At 65.8% G+C, this 17,969-nt stretch carries 16 protein-coding genes and 2 tRNA genes; 13 read left to right on the forward strand and 5 right to left on the reverse strand.

Annotated features, from left to right (window positions below; translation table 11 throughout):
- Positions 1-100: 100 nt before the first annotated feature.
- Genes yidC through rpmH form a run of 4 tightly spaced genes read right to left on the reverse strand, consistent with a single transcriptional unit; the run spans position 101 to position 2,075 of the window.
- Positions 101-1,069, reverse strand: a complete 969-nt coding sequence (yidC, locus tag IEX49_RS05040; RefSeq protein WP_188804794.1) for a membrane protein insertase YidC — start codon at positions 1,067-1,069, stop codon at positions 101-103.
- A gap of 6 nt (positions 1,070-1,075) precedes the next feature.
- Positions 1,076-1,441: a membrane protein insertion efficiency factor YidD gene (gene yidD, locus IEX49_RS05045; RefSeq protein ID WP_188804796.1), complete on the reverse strand. Its 366-nt coding sequence runs from the start codon at positions 1,439-1,441 to the stop codon at positions 1,076-1,078.
- A complete protein-coding gene (gene rnpA / locus IEX49_RS05050) occupies positions 1,438-1,899 on the reverse strand; it encodes a ribonuclease P protein component (protein WP_188804798.1) in 462 nt (153 codons plus the stop codon). Before rnpA ends, yidD begins: the two co-directional genes overlap by 4 nt.
- Before the next feature lie 38 nt (positions 1,900-1,937).
- A complete protein-coding gene (gene rpmH / locus IEX49_RS05055) occupies positions 1,938-2,075 on the reverse strand; it encodes a 50S ribosomal protein L34 (protein WP_115932474.1) in 138 nt (45 codons plus the stop codon).
- 365 nt (positions 2,076-2,440) lie between these two features.
- Here rpmH and dnaA point away from each other — a divergent pair, with 365 nt between their 5' ends.
- The 10 genes from dnaA (at position 2,441) to IEX49_RS05105 (ending at position 14,157) form a co-directional block, all read left to right on the forward strand.
- On the forward strand, positions 2,441-3,889 hold the full coding sequence (dnaA, locus tag IEX49_RS05060) for a chromosomal replication initiator protein DnaA (RefSeq protein WP_188804799.1): 1,449 nt from the start codon (positions 2,441-2,443) through the stop codon (positions 3,887-3,889).
- Positions 3,890-4,678: 789 nt separating this feature from the next.
- Entirely contained in the window at positions 4,679-5,809 is a 1,131-nt protein-coding gene (gene dnaN, locus IEX49_RS05065) for a DNA polymerase III subunit beta (RefSeq protein WP_188804802.1), read from the forward strand.
- A gap of 38 nt (positions 5,810-5,847) precedes the next feature.
- Positions 5,848-7,047: a DNA replication/repair protein RecF gene (gene recF, locus IEX49_RS05070; RefSeq protein ID WP_188804804.1), complete on the forward strand. Its 1,200-nt coding sequence runs from the start codon at positions 5,848-5,850 to the stop codon at positions 7,045-7,047.
- The gene (locus tag IEX49_RS05075) at positions 7,044-7,625 is read left to right on the forward strand and encodes a DciA family protein (protein WP_373286686.1); all 582 of its coding nucleotides are present in this window, start codon (positions 7,044-7,046) and stop codon (positions 7,623-7,625) included. Before recF ends, IEX49_RS05075 begins: the two co-directional genes overlap by 4 nt.
- 441 nt (positions 7,626-8,066) lie before the next feature.
- On the forward strand, positions 8,067-10,157 hold the full coding sequence (gyrB, locus tag IEX49_RS05080; RefSeq protein WP_229672287.1) for a DNA topoisomerase (ATP-hydrolyzing) subunit B: 2,091 nt from the start codon (positions 8,067-8,069) through the stop codon (positions 10,155-10,157).
- A gap of 198 nt (positions 10,158-10,355) precedes the next feature.
- Positions 10,356-13,025, forward strand: a complete 2,670-nt coding sequence (gene gyrA, locus IEX49_RS05085; protein ID WP_229672288.1) for a DNA gyrase subunit A — start codon at positions 10,356-10,358, stop codon at positions 13,023-13,025.
- Positions 13,025-13,618 (forward strand): DUF3566 domain-containing protein, encoded by a 594-nt coding sequence (locus tag IEX49_RS05090; RefSeq protein ID WP_188804809.1) that lies wholly within the window; start codon positions 13,025-13,027, stop codon positions 13,616-13,618. The genes gyrA and IEX49_RS05090 overlap by 1 nt, the downstream gene beginning before the upstream one ends.
- Positions 13,619-13,788: 170 nt before the next feature.
- Positions 13,789-13,862 (forward strand) — tRNA-Ile (locus IEX49_RS05095).
- Positions 13,863-13,907: 45 nt separating this feature from the next.
- Entirely contained in the window at positions 13,908-14,075 is a 168-nt protein-coding gene (locus IEX49_RS05100; protein WP_188804811.1) for a hypothetical protein, read from the forward strand.
- A 9-nt stretch (positions 14,076-14,084) separates the two neighbouring features.
- A tRNA-Ala gene (locus IEX49_RS05105) sits at positions 14,085-14,157 on the forward strand.
- 82 nt (positions 14,158-14,239) lie between these two features.
- Here the strand turns inward: IEX49_RS05105 and IEX49_RS05110 are convergent.
- Positions 14,240-15,118 (reverse strand): hypothetical protein, encoded by an 879-nt coding sequence (locus tag IEX49_RS05110; protein WP_188804813.1) that lies wholly within the window; start codon positions 15,116-15,118, stop codon positions 14,240-14,242.
- 199 nt (positions 15,119-15,317) lie between these two features.
- On the opposite strand from IEX49_RS05110, the gene IEX49_RS05115 reads away from it, so the two are divergent.
- From IEX49_RS05115 to IEX49_RS05125, 3 genes are all read left to right on the forward strand, one after another.
- A complete protein-coding gene (locus IEX49_RS05115; RefSeq protein WP_188804815.1) occupies positions 15,318-15,863 on the forward strand; it encodes a peptidylprolyl isomerase in 546 nt (181 codons plus the stop codon).
- A 339-nt stretch (positions 15,864-16,202) separates the two neighbouring features.
- Positions 16,203-16,931, forward strand: a complete 729-nt coding sequence (locus IEX49_RS16765) for a rhomboid family intramembrane serine protease (protein ID WP_373286687.1) — start codon at positions 16,203-16,205, stop codon at positions 16,929-16,931.
- 394 nt (positions 16,932-17,325) lie between these two features.
- The gene (locus IEX49_RS05125; protein WP_188804817.1) at positions 17,326-17,952 is read left to right on the forward strand and encodes a DinB family protein; all 627 of its coding nucleotides are present in this window, start codon (positions 17,326-17,328) and stop codon (positions 17,950-17,952) included.
- Positions 17,953-17,969 lie beyond the last annotated feature (17 nt).

Here is a 17,969-nt window from a genome sequence, read left to right on the forward strand (position 1 = left end):
TGGTCTGAAGCCCGCTCGGTGCTCTGCCCGATGGCCTGCTCGGCGGTCTCGGCCGACTCCGCAGCCTTACCGGACGGCGTGCTGGACGCGTCGCTCATGGTCATCTCCTCTTCTTGGTCTTGCGCTTGGGCTGCTGGCGCTGACCGGTCTGCTGGGGCTTGGCCGCTTCGATCTCTGCCTTGGCTGCCGCCTCCTGGGCGGCTTTGCCGACAGGGGGAAGGCCCTTGACGGCGCGGCGTTCGTTCAACTCCTGCTCAGCCAGGGAGCCCGGGGTCGGGTTGTTGCGGATGATCCACATCTGCTGTGCCACGGCCCAGAAGTTCGTGGCAGTCCAGTAGATCAGCACGCCGATCGGGAAGTTGATGCCACCGATGCCGAACACCAACGGAAGGATGTACAGCATGAACTTCTGCGACTGGGCGAAGGGCCCGGTCATGGCAGCCTCGGACATGTTCTTGCTCATCAGCATCTTCTGCATGAAGAACTGGGAGCCGGACATGAGGATGATCATGATGACGGAGACCACGATGACGGCGACGTTGAGGTTCTCGCCCAGGGATCCCAGGAACGTGGACTGCATGGGGGCGCCCAGGAAGATCGCGTCTCCGAAGGAACGGATCTGGTCCGCGGTCAGCGCGGCCTCGCCTTCACCTCGCTCGGCGGCGGCCCCTGCCCCGGTCAGGATCTGGAACAGGGCGAAGAAGAACGGCATCTGCACGAGCATGGGCAGACAGGCGGCGAAGGGGCTCGTGCCGTGTTCCTTGAACAGGGCCTGCTGTTCCATAGCCATGGCCTGACGGGACAGCTGGTCCGTCTTGCCCTTGTACTTGGCCTGGAGCTTCTTGATGTCCGGCTGGAGCGCCTGCATGGCACGCTGCGACTTGATCTGCTTGACGAACAGCGGAATCAGCAGGGTCCGCACCAGCACCACGAGCAGGATGATCGACAGCGTCCAGGTGAACCCGCTGTCCGGGTCCATGCCGACCAATTCCAGGACCGTGTGGAAGGCGCCGAGGATCCAGGACATCACCCACTTGAAGGGCCAGAGAATGATTTGGAAGAAGTCCATGATCTCCTACTGTTCCGCCGGAGGATCCGGGGGGATGACGGGATGGTTTAGGTCAATGATCTTGGGTCGGCGGCCCGGTGGCCAAATCCTCCGGCCGGGTGGGACCGCATCGACACCACCTTTCGACCAGGGATGGCAGCTGCCGAGACGGCGTGCCGAGAGCCACGAGCCCTTCAGGGCACCGTGGACGTGGACCGCCTCGAGCGCATAGGCCGAGCACGAGGGGAAGTACCGGCAGACCTGTCCGTAGAGCGGTGAGATCACCGCGCGGTAGGCCATCAGCAGCCAGGCCAGCAGGGTGGACGGCAGCGCGCGGAGCCAACCCCATTCAGCAGCGTCGGGCAGGGTGGTGAACGGGGACTGGGTGATCATGCGTTCAGCTCCGTCCCCGGGCCCTGATCCCGTGATGCGGACCGGCCGTGAGGCACGGGACCGCGGGGACGACGCCGGCCGGTTTCCTTCCGCAGAGCACCGGCCAAGGCCGAGTCCAGGTCCTTCTTGAGCTCGTCCCAGTCGGCTGTGCCCGACGGCGGCAGGGCACGGACCACCACGGTCGCACCCGGGTGCTGCGCCAGTGGCCCGTTGAGCTGATCGGCCACCGCGGCCCGAAGCCGACGCTTGACGCGATTGCGCACCACCGCATTGCCGACGGCCTTGGAGACGACGAAACCCACGCGCACCGGTCCGGCCGAGCTATCGGCCTCGCTGGGGAGCGTGGGATCGAGAAGGTGTGCGGACACGACAACGTTCCGGCGCCCTGTCCGGGCGCCGGAACGCAGTGTCTGGGAAAAATCCGCGGGGGTGCGTACCCGTTTCTCGCGGGGCAGCACGCCGTGTCGTCCGCTCTGCTGATCGGCCTCTGGCCGGATCAGGCGGACAGTTCCGTGCGGCCCTTGGTACGGCGGGTGGCCAGGATGGCGCGGCCGGCGCGGGTACGCATCCGGGCGCGGAAACCGTGCTTCTTGGCCCGGCGGCGGTTATTCGGCTGAAAAGTCCGCTTGCTCACTTGATATCTCCACAACGTGTGTATGCGCCCGGACCCGTTGTACCTGGGGGAAGAACCGGTAGACGCTCTGACTAGGACTTCCCCGCTGAAGACACCGATCCACAAGCCTGGGCCTTCGGGTGTCCGCTGGTTGACTGCGCCCTGATGTCGATCCGGATCTTTCCAGTCGGTTCAGAGCACGGCTAAACAACCCCGCGGGGACCAATCAAGTTTAGGGATGATGGGCTATCAGCGTCAAATTGCACTCTCCGGTGGCCTCCAGGGCACCCGACCTGTACCCTCGCCGGAGTTATCCACTGCCTGTGAATAACTCTGTGGATTGCCGTTAGACTCGGTTCGACGCCGACGGAAGGACCCCAGCCCCCATGGTTGCAGATGAGGCTGTCAGCAGCTCGTGGCGGAAGGTGGTCCGCACCCTTGAGGAAGACGACCGCGTCTCACCTCGCCAACTCGGCCATGTCGGCCTCGCGCAGCCCCAGGGGCTGATCGGCACGACCCTGTTGCTCGCTGTTCCGAACGAACTGACCCGTGAGGTCCTGCAGTCCCAGCTCAAGGACTCCCTCGCCGAAGCGCTCGGGAACGTGTTCCGGACCGAGATCCTGTGTGCCTATTCGATTGACTCGACCCTGATGGCCCAGTCGAGCGAGGACTACCAGCTGCCGACCGCCGCGGTGCCACCGGTCCGCGAGGTCCAGCACACCCGCTCGGCCCCGTCCCCCCATGCCCCGGTCCGCTCAGCGGCGCCGGCGCCAGCGCCGCCGTCGACCTCGGATGAGACCAGCCGACTGAACCCGCGGTACCACTTCGAGACCTTCGTCATCGGATCCTCGAACCGCTTCGCCCATGCCGCCGCCAATGCCGTTGCCGAGGCACCCGCAAAGGCCTATAACCCGCTGTTCATCTACGGCGAGTCCGGGCTGGGGAAGACGCACCTGCTGCACGCGATCGGTCACTATGCCCGTCACCTGTACCCGGGGTTGCGCGTCCGGTACGTGAACTCCGAGGAGTTCACCAACGACTTCATCAACTCGATCCGCCACGACGAGGGCGCGAGCTTCAAGCAGGTGTACCGCAATGTGGACATCCTCCTCATCGACGACATCCAGTTCCTGGCGGACAAGGAAGCCACCGTCGAGGAGTTCTTCCACACCTTCAACACCCTCTACAACAACAACAAGCAGGTCGTGATCACCTCCGACCTGCCGCCGAAGCAGCTGTCCGGCTTCGAGGAACGGCTGCGCTCACGCTTCGAGTGGGGTCTGATCACGGACATCCAGCCGCCGGACCTGGAGACGCGCATCGCCATCCTCCGTAAGAAGGCAGAAGCCGAGGGGCTGACGGCCCCGCCCGAGGTCCTCGAGTACATCGGCTCCAACATCTCCACCAATATCCGCGAGCTGGAGGGTGCCCTCATCCGCGTCACCGCCTTCGCGTCGCTGAACAAGCAGCCGGTCGGGATCCAACTGGCGGAACAGGTTCTGCGTGACCTCATCACCCATGAGGACGCACACGAGATCACCGCGCCGACCATCCTCAACGAGACCGCGGCGTACTTCAACCTGACCATGGAGGAGTTGACCTCCAAGTCACGGACCAGGACCCTCGTCACGGCCCGCCAGATCGCCATGTACCTCCTGCGTGAGCTGACGGAGATGTCCCTGCCGAAGATCGGTCAGGAGCTGGGCGGCCGGGACCACACCACGGTGATCCACGCCGACCGCAAGATCCGTGAGCTGATGGCTGAACGCCGGACGATCTACAACCAGGTCACCGAGTTGACGAACCGGATCAAGCAGCAACAACGCGCCCGCTGACCTCATCGGGCCCTTACGATCCTGACGTCCTGTCAGGTCTGAAGGCTGCGCCTCGACCGCTGGGCCCTTCCTCAGAGCCAGATGAGATCGTGGCCGGACCCAGACCTGGACCCAACCTCGGGTCCTCCCTCATCCAGCTCGTCCAGAGGCAACCTTGATCCTTAACGACAAGGTGGTTCCACAGGCAGAACACCGGAGTGAGCGCTCAAGAGCCTCGCTTATCCACAGTTGTCCACAAATATCCACAGGCTGTGGGAGGCCTTCTCCGAGTACAACCCACAGCTGTGGACAAACCTGTGGATGCTTAAGTGGAGTGTTCGGGCGATTCTCTGGATAACTACACGCTTCCCTGTGAATTCGCAGATCCACGATCGAAAGTTGTGCACCGACCGTGCACAGGGCAAGCGAGAGAACTCCACCGCAGGGTCCACAGGAGGAACGCCGGAACCGCACCGACGGATGGGGTTATCCACAGTATCCACAGGACTTATTAACACTACTGATCCCTGTTAAGAATGAATCCCAAGAACATCCGCCCCTGCCTGCCGATCACCGCTCGCCGGATCTGACGAATCCGCCGAAACGTGGGACGCTTCGAGGGCGGTCCTCATGCCTGAGGCACAGCGACCAACCACATCCGCGGCACAAATGCCAACATTCGCGCCCTCGGCGAGTCACGGTAAGCTGACACAGCACACGGCTCAGACGTGTGATTCGAAGGATGCCCGGCGGGGGTATCTGGAGGAAGACCACCATCACCTGCCGTCTACGAGAAAGGCGGAAACTTCTGTGAAGTTCACCGTTGAGCGAGACATCCTGACGGACGCCGTCTCCTGGACCGCACGTTCACTGTCCCCTCGCCCGCCGGTACCGGTGCTGTCCGGGCTGCTGATCACCGCCGAGGACAACCTGGTCTCCATCGCCAGCTTCGACTACGAGACCTCAGCGCAGCTCGAGATCGAGGCGGACATCGAGACTCCCGGCAAGATCCTGGTCTCCGGCCGGCTGCTCAACGACATCGTCCGCTCCCTTCCGGCAGCGCCCGTCACTCTGGAAACCGATGGCTCCAAGGTGGTCCTGACGTGCCGGAACTCACGCTTCGCCCTGGCCACCATGCCCGTCGAGGACTATCCGGCTCTCCCGGAGATGCCTGAGTCAGCAGGCACCGTGGATGGGGACGCGTTCGCTCACGCGGTCGCCCAGGTGACAGTGGCGGCTTCCAAGGACGACACCCTGCCGATCCTCACCGCAGTGAAGCTGGAGATCGAGGGCGACCGCATCACCTTCCTCGCCACGGACCGCTATCGGCTGGCCATGAAGGAACTCAACTGGTCTCCTGCGGATCCCTCGATCTCAACGTCCCTGCTGGTCAAGGCCAAGACCCTCACGGAAGTTGCCAAATCATTGGCTGGCGGCGGCGATCTGCAGCTGCGATTGCCCCAGGAGTCATCCACGTCGGACCTGGTGGGCTTCTCCTCCGGAGGACGGCGCACCACCAGCCTGCTGGTGGACGGGGAGTACCCGAAGATCCGGGCACTCTTCCCGGAGTCCAGCCCTATCCACGCCGTGGTCCCGACCGGTCCGCTGATCGAGGCCGTCCGGCGCGTTGCCCTCGTTGCCGAACGCAACACCGCCGTGCGCATGATGTTCAATGACGGCCACGTCACCCTCGACGCCGGCGCCGGTGACGATGCCTCCGCGAACGAGTCCCTGGACTCCGTCCTCGATGGCGACGAGATCACCGTGGCATTCAACCCGTCCTACCTCGGCGAGGGACTCAACGTCATCAATGCCCCGTACGTGCGCTTCTCCTTCACCACGGCGCCGAAGCCGGCCCTGATGACCGCCCAGCAGGAACAGGACTCCCCCGAACAGGACGACTACCGGTACCTGGTCATGCCGGTGCGCCTGGCCAACTGACCCGGCTGACAGCCCAGTCAGGTCACCGACACCGAAACGTGTTTCTCTCCCATCTCTCCCTCACTCAGTACCGCTCCTACCATCAGGCCGATGTCTCCCTGGTGCCAGGACCCAATGTGCTGGTCGGATCCAACGGGGTCGGAAAGACGAATATCGTCGAGGCCGTGGGTTATTTGGCCACGCAGGTCTCCCACCGCGTGTCCACTGATTCTCCCTTGGTGCACTTCGGCGCCTCGCAAGCAATCATCCGCGGTCGCATCCACCGAGGGGACCGGGCCATCTCCCTCGAACTGGAGATCAATCCCGGGAAGTCCAACCGGGCCGCCGTCAACCGGGGCGCCCCACAACGGGCCCGCGAGGGCCTCGGACTGCTGCGGTCGGTGTTGTTCGCTCCGGAGGACCTGGCGCTGATCAATGGCGACCCGTCCGTTCGGCGTCGGTTCCTGGATGATCTCGTGGTTCAGCTGCGGCCGGCGCTCGGGGATGCCCGCAGTGATTACGACCGGGTGCTGAAGCAACGGAACGCGCTGCTGAAGAACGCCAAGCACTCCGGACGATGGACTGAGGAACACGCGCACACCCTCGGGGTGTGGGATGAACACCTCGCCCGTGCCGGTGCCCGCGTCCTCAACGGCCGCCTCCATGTGCTGCAGATGCTCGCCCATCCCCTCACCGAGTCCTACACCGCCCTGGCCGAGAGTGTGAGGACCGCGGGGTTCAGCTATGAATCCACTGTCCCGCTGGCGGGTGGCCAACACCAGGAGATTCCGGACGAACAGGCCCTCCACGAGGCACTGCTCGCAGAACTCGAGTCCCGTCACCGGCAGGAGCGAGACCGCGGCGTCACCCTGGCCGGCCCGCACCGAGATGACCTGGCCCTGACCCTTGGCCCAGCACCGGTGAAGGGATTCGCCTCCCACGGCGAGACCTGGTCCATGGCACTGTCGCTCAAATTGGCCAGTTACCGCATCCTGGTGGCCGACGATCCGGATCCTCATGCCCGGCCCGTGCTCATCCTCGATGATGTCTTCGCCGAACTCGACGCCGCCCGCCGCAGTCGGCTCGCTGAGTTGGTCTCCGGCGCAGAGCAACTCCTGGTCACGGCCGCCGTCGCCGCAGACATCCCGGACGAGCTGACCGGCCCGAGGATCAACGTCACTCTGGGGGACGACGGGAGTGTGGTCCACCAGGCCGAATCCTCCGGATCGGCCGCACCCGAGCCGGAGGATTCGCCGTGAGCAGCCCTGACGAGCTCGTGCCCCCACCGGAGCGGGAAACCTCTCCGGACGGGATCGAGGATGATCCTGATGCGGCGATCGTGGCCCTCAACCGAGTGCGTCAGGCCGCGGAATCCCGGGGTGAGGTCCGACGTCGGCGCCCGGCAGCCAAAGGCCGCGGGGCCACCGAGGCATCGGGGGCTGGGAGCGGGATGGTGCCGGGCCGGCGTCGGGGTCCGGATGCCCGGGACCCGAGGATGGTGGGCGATGTCTTCGGCCGGTTGGTCACCGAACGCGGGTGGTCCTCGCCCGTGGCCGTGGGCTCCGTCCTGTCCCGGTGGGACGAACTGGTCGGCGCGGACATCGGGCTGCACTGCCGGCCCGAGAGCTTCGAGAACGCCGTGGTGACCGTCCGCTGTGATTCCACCGCGTGGGCCACCCAGCTCAAGCTGCTGAAGCCGGCCCTGCTCCAGCGATTCGAAACGGAACTGGGTCCAGGGATCGTGACGAGCCTGCGGGTGGCGGGCCCAGCCGCTCCCTCATGGCGCAAGGGTCCACGGGTGGTCAAGGGGCGCGGCCCCCGGGATACCTACGGGTGATCGGATCGATGCCGGCGCCGGTTCCACAGGCCGGGGCATTCTCCGGGGAACCCGCCAACGGCGATTTGGCGAACTGGAACCCCGTTGGGCGGATCGGGACCTGGAGGGGGTACCCCGGGCGGTCGGAATCGCCGATTCTGTTCCGTAGAGGCCATGTTTTATCCCCGGAACACCTCCCTGAAGACGCACGATTCGGCGTGTCGGGGGTAGAATAGGACGGAATCGTGCCGAGAGGGACACCTTCCGTGCGCCCCGGCGCCAGAACCCCTTGGCACATGCGATGTGAAGCCCAGTACCCCAACAGAGGAGCCGTAGACGCCCGTGGCCGAAGAGAACAACGGCACAGATCAGAGCGGCGCCCCGCAGGATCCCACCGTCGAGACCACCGCCCCGGCGGAGAACGACGCGACGGCCTCGGAGGCATCCACCCCGTCGACGCAGATCACCGAGGCGAACCGCAAGGTGGAGCACGAATACGGTGCCGGGGACATCACGGTCCTCGAGGGGTTGGAGGCCGTCCGCAAACGCCCTGGCATGTACATCGGTTCCACGGGCCCGCGCGGTCTGCACCACCTGGTGTCCGAGGTCGTGGACAACTCGGTGGACGAGGCGCTGGCCGGGTACTGCGACACCATCCACGTGACCCTGCAGGCGGACGGCGGCGTGCGTGTCCAGGACAACGGCCGCGGCATCCCCGTGGACATGCACCCCACCGAGGGCAGGCCCACCGTGGAGGTCGTCATGACGATCCTGCACGCCGGCGGCAAGTTCGGCGGCGGCGGCTACGCGGTCTCCGGAGGTCTGCACGGTGTGGGCATCTCCGTGGTCAACGCGCTGTCCACCCGCGTGGACACCGAGATCCGCCGCCAGGGCAGCCTCTGGAAGATGAGCTTTGCCGATGGCGGTGTGCCGCAGGGCGAACTCCTCAACGCCGGGGAGACGGACGAGACGGGCACCACCCAGACGTTCTACCCGGACCCCGCGATCTTCGACACGATCGATTTCGACTTCGAGACCCTGCGCGCCCGGTTCCAGCAGATGGCGTTCCTCAACAAGGGTCTGCGCATCACCCTCACGGATGAGCGGTTGATCGAGACGAACGAGATCCAGCAGGATGAGATCGCCGGGGACACCGACGGTGACGGCGTTCCGGGTACCGACGCGGACCGCCAGACCGAGAGCGAAGCCCAGCCGGACACCATCGGCGAGGACCTGGCCAGCGCGAAGAAGCGGATGGTCGACTACAAGTACGACAACGGGCTGCTGGACTACGTCCAGCACCTGAACTCGAACAAGAAGGTCGAGATGGTCCACGAGGACGTCATCGCCTTCGAGACCGAGGACACCGACCGCAAGATGGCCGCCGAGGTGGCCATGCAGTGGACCACGGCCTACTCCGAGTCCGTGCACACCTACGCCAACACCATCAACACGCACGAGGGCGGTAGCCACGAAGAGGGCTTCCGGGCGGCTCTGACCTCCCTGGTCAACCGCTATGCACGGGAGAAGGAGATCCTGAGGGCCAAGGACGAGAACCTCTCGGGCGATGACGTCCGCGAAGGCCTGACCGCCGTGTTGTCCATCAAGCTCTCCGAACCGCAGTTCGAAGGCCAGACCAAGACCAAGCTGGGCAATTCCGAGGCCAAGGGCTTCATCCAGAAGATCGTCTCCGACCAGCTCGGTGACTGGCTGGAGCGCAATCCCGGTCCGGCCAAGGACATCATCCGCAAGGCCCAGCTGGCCTCTCAGGCGCGGCTGGCCGCCCGCAAGGCCAGGGACAATGCCCGCCGCAAGTCACCGCTGGAATCCTTCGGCATGCCCGGCAAGCTCGCCGACTGCTCCTCGAAGAACCCCGTTGAGTGCGAGGTCTACATCGTGGAGGGCGACTCCGCCGGCGGATCGGCCAAGCAGGGCCGCAACCCCGGCACCCAGGCCATCCTCCCGCTCCGTGGCAAGATCCTGAACGTGGAGCGGGCCCGTCTGGACCGGGCGCTGTCCAATGCCGAGATCCAGTCGATGATCACGGCCTTCGGCACCGGCATCGGCGAGGAATTCGACATCACGAAGCTGCGGTACCACAAGATCGTGCTGATGGCGGACGCCGATGTGGATGGCCAGCACATCACCACGCTGCTGCTGACGGTGCTGTTCCGCTACATGCGGCCGCTGATCGAGCACGGATTCGTATTCCTGGCGCAGCCCCCGCTGTACCGGATCAAATGGTCCAACGCGCCGCACGACTACGTGTTCTCCGACGAGGAGCGGGACCAGGCGGTGGCCGCGGGCCTCGCCAGGGGCTGGCGCTACCCGAAGGACAACGGCATCCAACGCTACAAGGGCCTGGGTGAGATGGACTTCAAGGAGTTGTGGGACACCACCATGGACCCGGAGCACCGCACCCTGCTGCAGGTCACCATGGACGACGCGGCGGCAGCAGACGAGATCTTCTCCATGCTGATGGGCGAGGACGTCGAATCACGCCGTTCCTTCATCCAGCAGAACGCCAAGGACGTCCGCTTCCTGGATATCTGAGCCTTCTGAGGCTTCTGATCCCCTCCGCTACCCACCCCGGCCGAAAACGGTCACGGCCCGGCGGCACCGAGTGATCGGCGCCCGGGCCGTGGCACGGCCCCCATACTTTGAGACCCGAGGACACCGCGCGTGACTGACGAGCAGAACCCTGAGAACGAGAACGTGAACCCGGACAACACCGGGAATCCCGACGCCGGCCTGCCGGCTGGCGAGGGAGAGGCCCCGATCATCGCCCCGGCTCTGACCGAGCATGACAAGGTCGAGCAGGTCGACCTGCAGACGGAGATGAAGCGGTCCTACCTGGACTACGCCATGGCGGTCATCGTGGGCCGCGCACTGCCGGACGTCCGCGACGGGCTGAAGCCCGTGCACCGCCGGGTCCTGTACGGCATGTTCGACGGCGGCTACCGTCCGGACCGCTCGTTCAACAAGTCCGCCCGCGTGGTCGGCGAGGTGATGGGCAACTACCACCCGCACGGCGACTCCGCGATCTACGACGCCCTGGTCCGGCTCATCCAGGACTGGGTCATGCGCTACCCGCTGGCCCTCGGCCAGGGCAACTTCGGATCCCCCGGCAACGACGGCGCCGCCGCCCAGCGTTACACCGAGACCAAGATGGCGCCGCTGGCCATGGAGATGGTTCGGGACATCCAGGAAGACACGGTCGACTTCCAGGACAACTACGACGGCAAGCAGCAGGAGCCGACCGTCATGCCGGCCCGGTTCCCGAATCTGCTGGTCAACGGCTCCTCCGGCATCGCCGTGGGCATGGCCACCAACATCCCGCCGCACAATCTCCGCGAGGTGGTGGACGGCGTGCAGTGGTACCTGGAGAACCCCGAGGCCTCCCGCGAGGAGCTCCTGGCCGCCCTGATGCAGCGCATCAAGGGTCCGGACTTCCCCTCCGGTGCGCAGATCCTCGGCCGCAAGGGCATCGAGGACGCGTACCGCACCGGGCGCGGCTCCATCGCCATGCGGGCCGTGGTCAACGTCGAGGAGATCCAGGGCCGGACCTGCCTGGTGGTCACCGAGCTGCCGTACATGGCCAATCCGGACAACCTGGCCGCCAAGATCGCCGAGATGGTCCGCGACGGCAAGCTGTCCGGAATCGCGGACATGCGGGACGAGACCTCCGGCCGCACCGGACAGCGCCTGGTGATCGTCCTCAAGCGGGATGCTGTGGCCAAGGTGGTGCTCAACAACCTCTACAAGCACACCCAGCTGCAGGAGAACTTCTCCGCCAACATGCTGGCCCTCGTGGATGGGGTCCCGCGGACCCTGTCCCTGGACGGATTCGTGCACCACTGGGTGATGCACCAGATCGAGGTGATCGTCCGGCGCACGGAGTTCCGCAAACGCAAGGCCGAGGAACGTGCCCACATCCTGCTGGGGCTGCTCAAGGCCCTGGACATGCTGGACGAGGTCATCGCCACCATCCGGGCCTCCGCCAGCGCCGATGCGGCACGGGAGTCCCTCAAGACGCTGTTGGACATCGACGACGACCAGGCCAAGGCCATCCTCAACATGCAGCTGCGGCAGCTGGCCGCACTGGAACGCCAGGGGATCCAGGACGAGTACGACGAGTTGCAGGCGAAGATCGCCGAGTACAACGCGATCCTGGCCTCTCCGGAACGTCAACGCGAGGTGGTCTCCACCGAGTTGGCCGAGATCGTGGCGAAGTACGGTGACGACCGCCGCACGGAGATCATGTACGGCTATGACGGTGACATGTCGATCGAGGATCTCATCCCCGAAGAGGAGATGGTGGTCACCATCACGCGCGGCGGCTACATCAAGCGCACGCGGATCGACAACTACAGGGCCCAGAACCGCGGCGGCAAGGGCGTCCGTGGTGCCTCGCTGCGCAACGACGATGTGGTGGAGCACTTCTTCACCACCTCCACGCATCATTGGATCCTGTTCTTCACCAACCTGGGCCGGGTCTACCGCATCAAGACCTACGAGCTGCAGGAAGCGGGACGGGACGCCAAGGGCCAGCATGTGGCCAACCTGATGGCCTTCCAGCCCGAGGAGCGGATCGCCCAGGCACTGCCGCTCGCCGACTACGGACGGGCGCCCTACCTGGTCCTCGCCACCCGGCAGGGCCTGGTCAAGAAGACCCTGTTGGCGGACTACGACACCAACCGTTCTGCCGGCGTCATCGCCATCAAGCTGCGCGATGACGATGAGGTCGTCTCGGCCAAGCTGGTCTCGGAGGAGGATGACCTGATCCTGATCTCCAAGAACGGCCAGTCGCTGCGCTTCAACGCCACCAACGAGGCGCTGCGTCCCATGGGCCGCGCCACCTCCGGCGTCACTGGCATGAAGTTCCGTCAGGGAGACGAGCTCCTCACCGCGGACGTGGTCCGCGACGACGCCTTCGTGTTCATCGTCACGGACGGCGGCTACGCCAAGCGTTCCACAGTGGACGAGTACCGCGTGCAGAATCGGGGTGGTCTGGGCATCAAGGTCGGCAACATCGTCGAGGATCGCGGAGAGTTGACCGGCGGCCTGGTGGTGGAGGAACAGGACGAGGTGCTGGTGGTGATGAACTCCGGCAAGGTGGTCCGCTCCGCCGTCACCGGCGTCCCGGCCAAGGGCCGCAACACCATGGGCGTCATCTTCGCCAAGCCGGACAAGAACGACCGGATCATCGCCGTCACGCTCAACAACGAGAAGCAGCTCAACGGTGTGACGGACGAGGATCCCGAGGGCGAGGTCGCAGGGGATGTTACCGAGGGTGAAGTACCCTTGGACTCTGAGACGGCCGCCCCCGCCAGTGCGGAGGGGACCGACACGACCGTGACAGCCACCGAATCCGCAGCGGTCGATCCTGACCCGGACGCGGAGATTGACGGAGGACAGTAGTGAGCACATCCGGAACGCCCCGGCCTGCAGGCCAACGCCCGGCCGGCGGTTCGTCGGACAGGGGAGCCACACCTCGCGGGACGCAGCAGCGGCCCTCGGCGCAAGGTTCCCGTCAGCCCGGCCAGCGTCCGCAGAATGCCCGTCCCACGGGGTCTGCGGGACCCGGTCAGAAGCGCCCTGCGCAGCGGCCCGCCGCCCAGGGACTAGTGCGTCCGGCGCCCAAGGCCAAGGTCCGCAAAGCCCGGCTGCTCGTCTCCAAGGTCGATCCGTGGTCGGTGCTGAAGATGGCCTTCCTGCTGTCAGTGGCTTTGGGCATCGTCACCGTGGTCGGAGCCGTGGTGCTGTGGACCGTCATGGACCTGACGGGCATCTTCGACCAGGTCAACGACCTGCTGGCTCAGGTCCTGGGCTCTGAGGGAGGGTCGTTCACGGTGCAGCAGCTGATCTCGCTGGGCCAGGTCGCCTCCTTCGCCACGATCATCGCGGTGGTCAATGTGGTGCTGCTGACGGCCTTGAGCATGCTCGCGGCCGTGTTGTACAACATCTCCGCGACCCTCGTCGGCGGCATCGGGGTCACCCTGACAGACGACTGAACACCACAGCGTTCGCTGTGCGGGCAGAGATGAGGGGCAGCACCTCTGATCTCCGCCCGCACAGTGAGAGGCTCGGCCGGATCGTTCCTCGATTTTGACGGTCAGCCCCGCTGGGGTAATGTTGACTCTCGTTCCGGAGACACGATTTCGTTCGGTCTTTCGAAACGTGAGGGCGTATAGCTCAGGCGGTTAGAGCGCTTCGCTGATAACGAAGAGGTCCCAAGTTCAAGTCTTGGTACGCCCACCCACGCAGTCCCCCATCCGGCCGTAGGCCGGGGAAGGCGGCACCATGAAGCCGGTAGTTCGACTGGCTGCCCTGGCAGCCGGCGTGGCCGCAGTGCTCGGGATCCGCTCCTGGCGGGAGAACGAACGCGGCAAGCAGGTCTGGAGTTCGGCCACAGATTCACTGGACAGCCCCGGAAGCCCGCGTGAGCACCATCCGGACGCACATAACTGAACACCCCTCGGGGGCATGGCGCAATTGGTAGCGCACCTGCTTTGCAAGCAGGGGGTTAGGGGTTCGAGTCCCCTTGCCTCCACCGAGAGAAGGGCCCGGGACACCAGCACCGCTGGTGTCCCGGGCCCTTCTGTTTCAACCGGCTGCCGGGCGCCGGGTCCGCATCACTCTGCAGACTTGGGGGCGGGAATCCCCTCGACCTTCTCCTCGGTGGCATCCACGGAGTCCACGGTGGCGGTGCCCGCGGCGACGCTGGGGGCCGGGGTGGCGGCAGCGGAGCTGGCGGCCGGCGTCGGACCCGGGACGGAGGGAGCCTTGGTGGCCAGGTCCGGATCCGCACCGGCCGGTGCGGGGGCGGGCGGGGCGTCCTGCTTCGGCAGCGGTGAGGGAGCCGGAGTCTTCCACGGATCCTCGACCGGCTTGGTCAACTGCCAGACGGCGACGGCCGCGACGCCAGCGGCCACCACGATGCCGGTCACGAGCCAGCCCTTGCCGCCCTTGTGCTGCTTCTTGGCCTGCTTCTTCAGCTGCTTCTCCGCCGTCTTGGCGTACTCCTCGGCGGCCTTCTTCAGCTTCTTCACGGTCTTCTTGTCACCGGTGATGTTCACCAGGGCCTTCTCGACAGCTGGGGAGACCTTGACGCCGTGAGCCGCCTTCGAGGCCTGGCCAGCTACTGTGGCGAGGCGTGCCGACGCGGCGGGGACGTACTCGCCCTCCACCTTGCTGCGAGCCTCCTCGAAGGCCGGGGTCAGCCGGTCGAGCTGCGCCTGGACCTGCGGGGAGACCTTGTCAACGGCCCCAGACAGGACCGAACTCGCCTGGGCCAGGCCCGCCCTGACCTGCGGGCTGAGCTTCTCCATGGCCTCGGACACCTGCTGGGAGGTCTTCTCCCCGGCGGCCTTGCCCTGGACCTTGCCCTCTCCGAGGCCCCGCTCCGCCCAGGCCAGCGCAGCCTCCACCTTTGGGGCGGCCCAATGTGCCGCATGGTCCACACCGGCGTTGATCCGGTCTTCGATGCTTGGGACAGTCGTCTTCTTGCTCATCTGAACCTCCATGACGTGCGGTTGTGCACTGTGGTGTGCCGGCAACCCACCGGTCCGCCGGTCCTGGAGATAGCCTACGGGGTCCGGGCGGTCACGGCACGGTGAGCCCGGGGCGCGGGGATTCGGCTGTGGGCGAAGTTGCCACCACCGTTGAGCCGCGGCGGGTCCCGACGGGCACGGTGATGGAACAATGGCGACCATGACTGCCATTGCAACGCACACCGCCACCATCAAGACCACCGCCGGCGACATCCTCGTCGAGCTCTACGGGAACCACGCCCCGAAGACTGTCCAGAACTTCGTCGGGCTGTCCACCGGTGATCGCGAGTGGACCCACCCGCAGACCGGGGAGACCCACAACGGCACCCCGCTGTACAACGGGACCGTCTTCCACCGCATCATCAAGGACTTCATGATCCAGGGCGGTGACCCGCTCGGCCAGGGTTTCGGCGGCCCCGGCTACCAGTTCGACGACGAGATCAGCCCGGACCTGGACTTCAACGCCCCCTACAAGTTGGCCATGGCCAACGCCGGCATCCAGAACGGCCGCGGGACCAACGGCTCCCAGTTCTTCATCACCACCGTGCCGACCACCTGGTTGCAGGGCAAGCACACCATCTTCGGTGAGGTGAAGGACGAGGCCTCCCAGAAGGTCGTCGACGCCCTGAACGCCGTGGCCACCGATGGCCGTGACAAGCCGCTCGAGGGCGTCTCGATCGAGTCCATCGAGATCAAGGAAGCCTGAGTCTCCTTGTCCCACCAGACCGCGGGCGGTCCGGACGGAGGGGCGGGCCGGCAACTGCCGGTCTGCCCCCGCCATCCGGACCGCCCTTCGTTCATCCACTGCCAACGCTGCGGACGTCCGGCGTGTCCGGAATGCCAGCGTCCGGCCGCCGTGGGCATCCACTGTGTTGACTGCGCCGCTGGCCGGGGTCCAGACCGAACAGGCACTGCCGGTCCTGGACAGCCGTCCACCGATCCGTGGGGGGTTCCGCTCTCCGGGCCCAGCGAGGGGGCGAGGCCACCCTACGGCCAAGGCCAGCTGATCGTGCCGACGGGCACGGGCCGTTCCGGGCGGACAGTCGTGCGCCGCCGACCCGGGCAGCCGTGGGTCACCTGGACCATGATCGGGCTCTGTGTGGCCATGTATGCCCTGCAGTGGGTCACCTCGGGCCAGCGCATCGGGATCACCGAACAGTTCTTCTACGCTGGATTGCACACCTCTGCAGAGGCCATGGAGCCGTGGCGCATGCTGACCTCGGCGTTCCTGCACTCGCTGGGCAACCCCCTGCACATCGTGCTGAACCTGTACACCCTGTGGCTCATGGGACGGATGCTGGAACCCGTTCTCGGATGGCCTCGGTTCCTCGCGCTCTACCTCCTGTCCGCCTTCGGCGGTTCCGTGGCGGTGCTGTTGCTCTCCAACCCCTACGTCCCGGTGGTGGGTGCCTCCGGCGCCGTCTACGGGCTCTTCGCGGCCCTGTTCATCGTGATGCGCCGGACCGGGGGGAGCGTCACCGGGATCGCCGCCCTGATCGGTGTGAACCTGGTGATCTCCTTCCTCCCGGGGGCCAATATCTCCTGGCAGGGCCACGTCGGTGGCCTGGTCACCGGGGCGGCGTGTGCCGCGGTGGTGGCCTATCTGCCCCGTGGACAACGCGGGCCCGGGTTTCCGGCGCGATTGGACCAGCGGGCAGTCACTGTCCAGTGGCTCCTCCTCGCGGGGATCCTCGCGGTGCTGGCGGTCCTGACGGTCGTGGGCATCCTACGGCTCACGGACGCCACCCTGGTCCAGTACTGGCTGGATACGTGAGCAGGACATTCCCTGGTCGCTGACGCAGGGCCTCTGACTCGCACCGGTTGACGCCCTCCGAGTCGTGGTGAGGCAGTGAGGCGGCACGGACCCGTGGAGGGCCGATCCCCGAGGATCGGCCCTCCACGGGTCCCTTGTTTGTCCACAGAGTTATCCACGGATGTGGATGAAATGACATGGCTGTGATTCGGGGCTTAAGTTATCCACAAGCGTTATCCACAGTGTGGATGAATCACACGCATGTTGTTCACACTGTGGATACCCCTGTGGATAGCAAAACCCCAGGTCAGAGCATGAATGACAAAGAGTCTGGCGACTGTGGAAAACTCGGGCGTTTTGTTGATGCTCTCTGGCAGGTCTTCCACAATTGCGAAGGAGGCGGGAACATCGGTTCATGACCGAGGAAGCCGCTGAATCCACAGGCCTGTCGAAAGATAACCACAGGTCTGTCGGCCTGCCGCTCGAACAGCTGTCACAGCAATTGCGCTGGCATTGGGACCACCATCTGTCCGCCCGTCTGGCGGGGATGAGCGACGAGGAGTACCACTGGGAATCGGCTCGCGGGGCGTGGGGGCTGCGTCCACGGGGCACCACGCCACCGGACTATCCGGGCGCCGTGCAGGCCGGTGGCGGAGACTGGGTGGTCGACTTCGCCGTCCCCGAGCCGGAGCCCGCACCGGTGACGACGATCGCGTGGAGGATGGCCCACGTCCTCGTGGGCGTGTTCGGGGCACGGATGGCGGGTCACTTCGGCGGTCCGGAGGTGGACTACTTCACCTATGACTACCCGGGGACGGCTCGGGAGGCCTATGAGAGGCTGCACGCCGCTGTGACGGCCTGGTGTGAGGCGGTGGACTCGCTCGATGCCGGCGCGCTCGGCGCGGACGTGGGAGAGGCCGAAGGGCCGTGGAAGGAGCACTCCATGCTGGAGCTGGTCCTGCACATCAACCGTGAGGCCATCCACCACGGAGCAGAGATGTGCCTACTGAGGGACCTCTATCGCGCGGACAGGAACGTCTAGCGCCGACGGGTGATCCT

The organism is Citricoccus zhacaiensis, from assembly GCF_014645315.1.
Taxonomy (GTDB): domain Bacteria; phylum Actinomycetota; class Actinomycetes; order Actinomycetales; family Micrococcaceae; genus Citricoccus; species Citricoccus zhacaiensis.

Coding starts and splice junctions, on each gene's coding strand:
- dnaA (WP_188804799.1), top strand. CDS start 2,441: ATGGTTGCAGATGAGGCTGTCAGCAGCTCGTGGCGGAAGGTGGTCCGC.
- yidC (WP_188804794.1), bottom strand. CDS start 1,069: ATGGACTTCTTCCAAATCATTCTCTGGCCCTTCAAGTGGGTGATGTCC.
- IEX49_RS05100 (WP_188804811.1), top strand. CDS start 13,908: ATGAAGCCGGTAGTTCGACTGGCTGCCCTGGCAGCCGGCGTGGCCGCA.
- IEX49_RS05115 (WP_188804815.1), top strand. CDS start 15,318: ATGACTGCCATTGCAACGCACACCGCCACCATCAAGACCACCGCCGGC.
- IEX49_RS05110 (WP_188804813.1), bottom strand. CDS start 15,118: ATGAGCAAGAAGACGACTGTCCCAAGCATCGAAGACCGGATCAACGCC.
- IEX49_RS05125 (WP_188804817.1), top strand. CDS start 17,326: ATGACCGAGGAAGCCGCTGAATCCACAGGCCTGTCGAAAGATAACCAC.
- yidD (WP_188804796.1), bottom strand. CDS start 1,441: ATGATCACCCAGTCCCCGTTCACCACCCTGCCCGACGCTGCTGAATGG.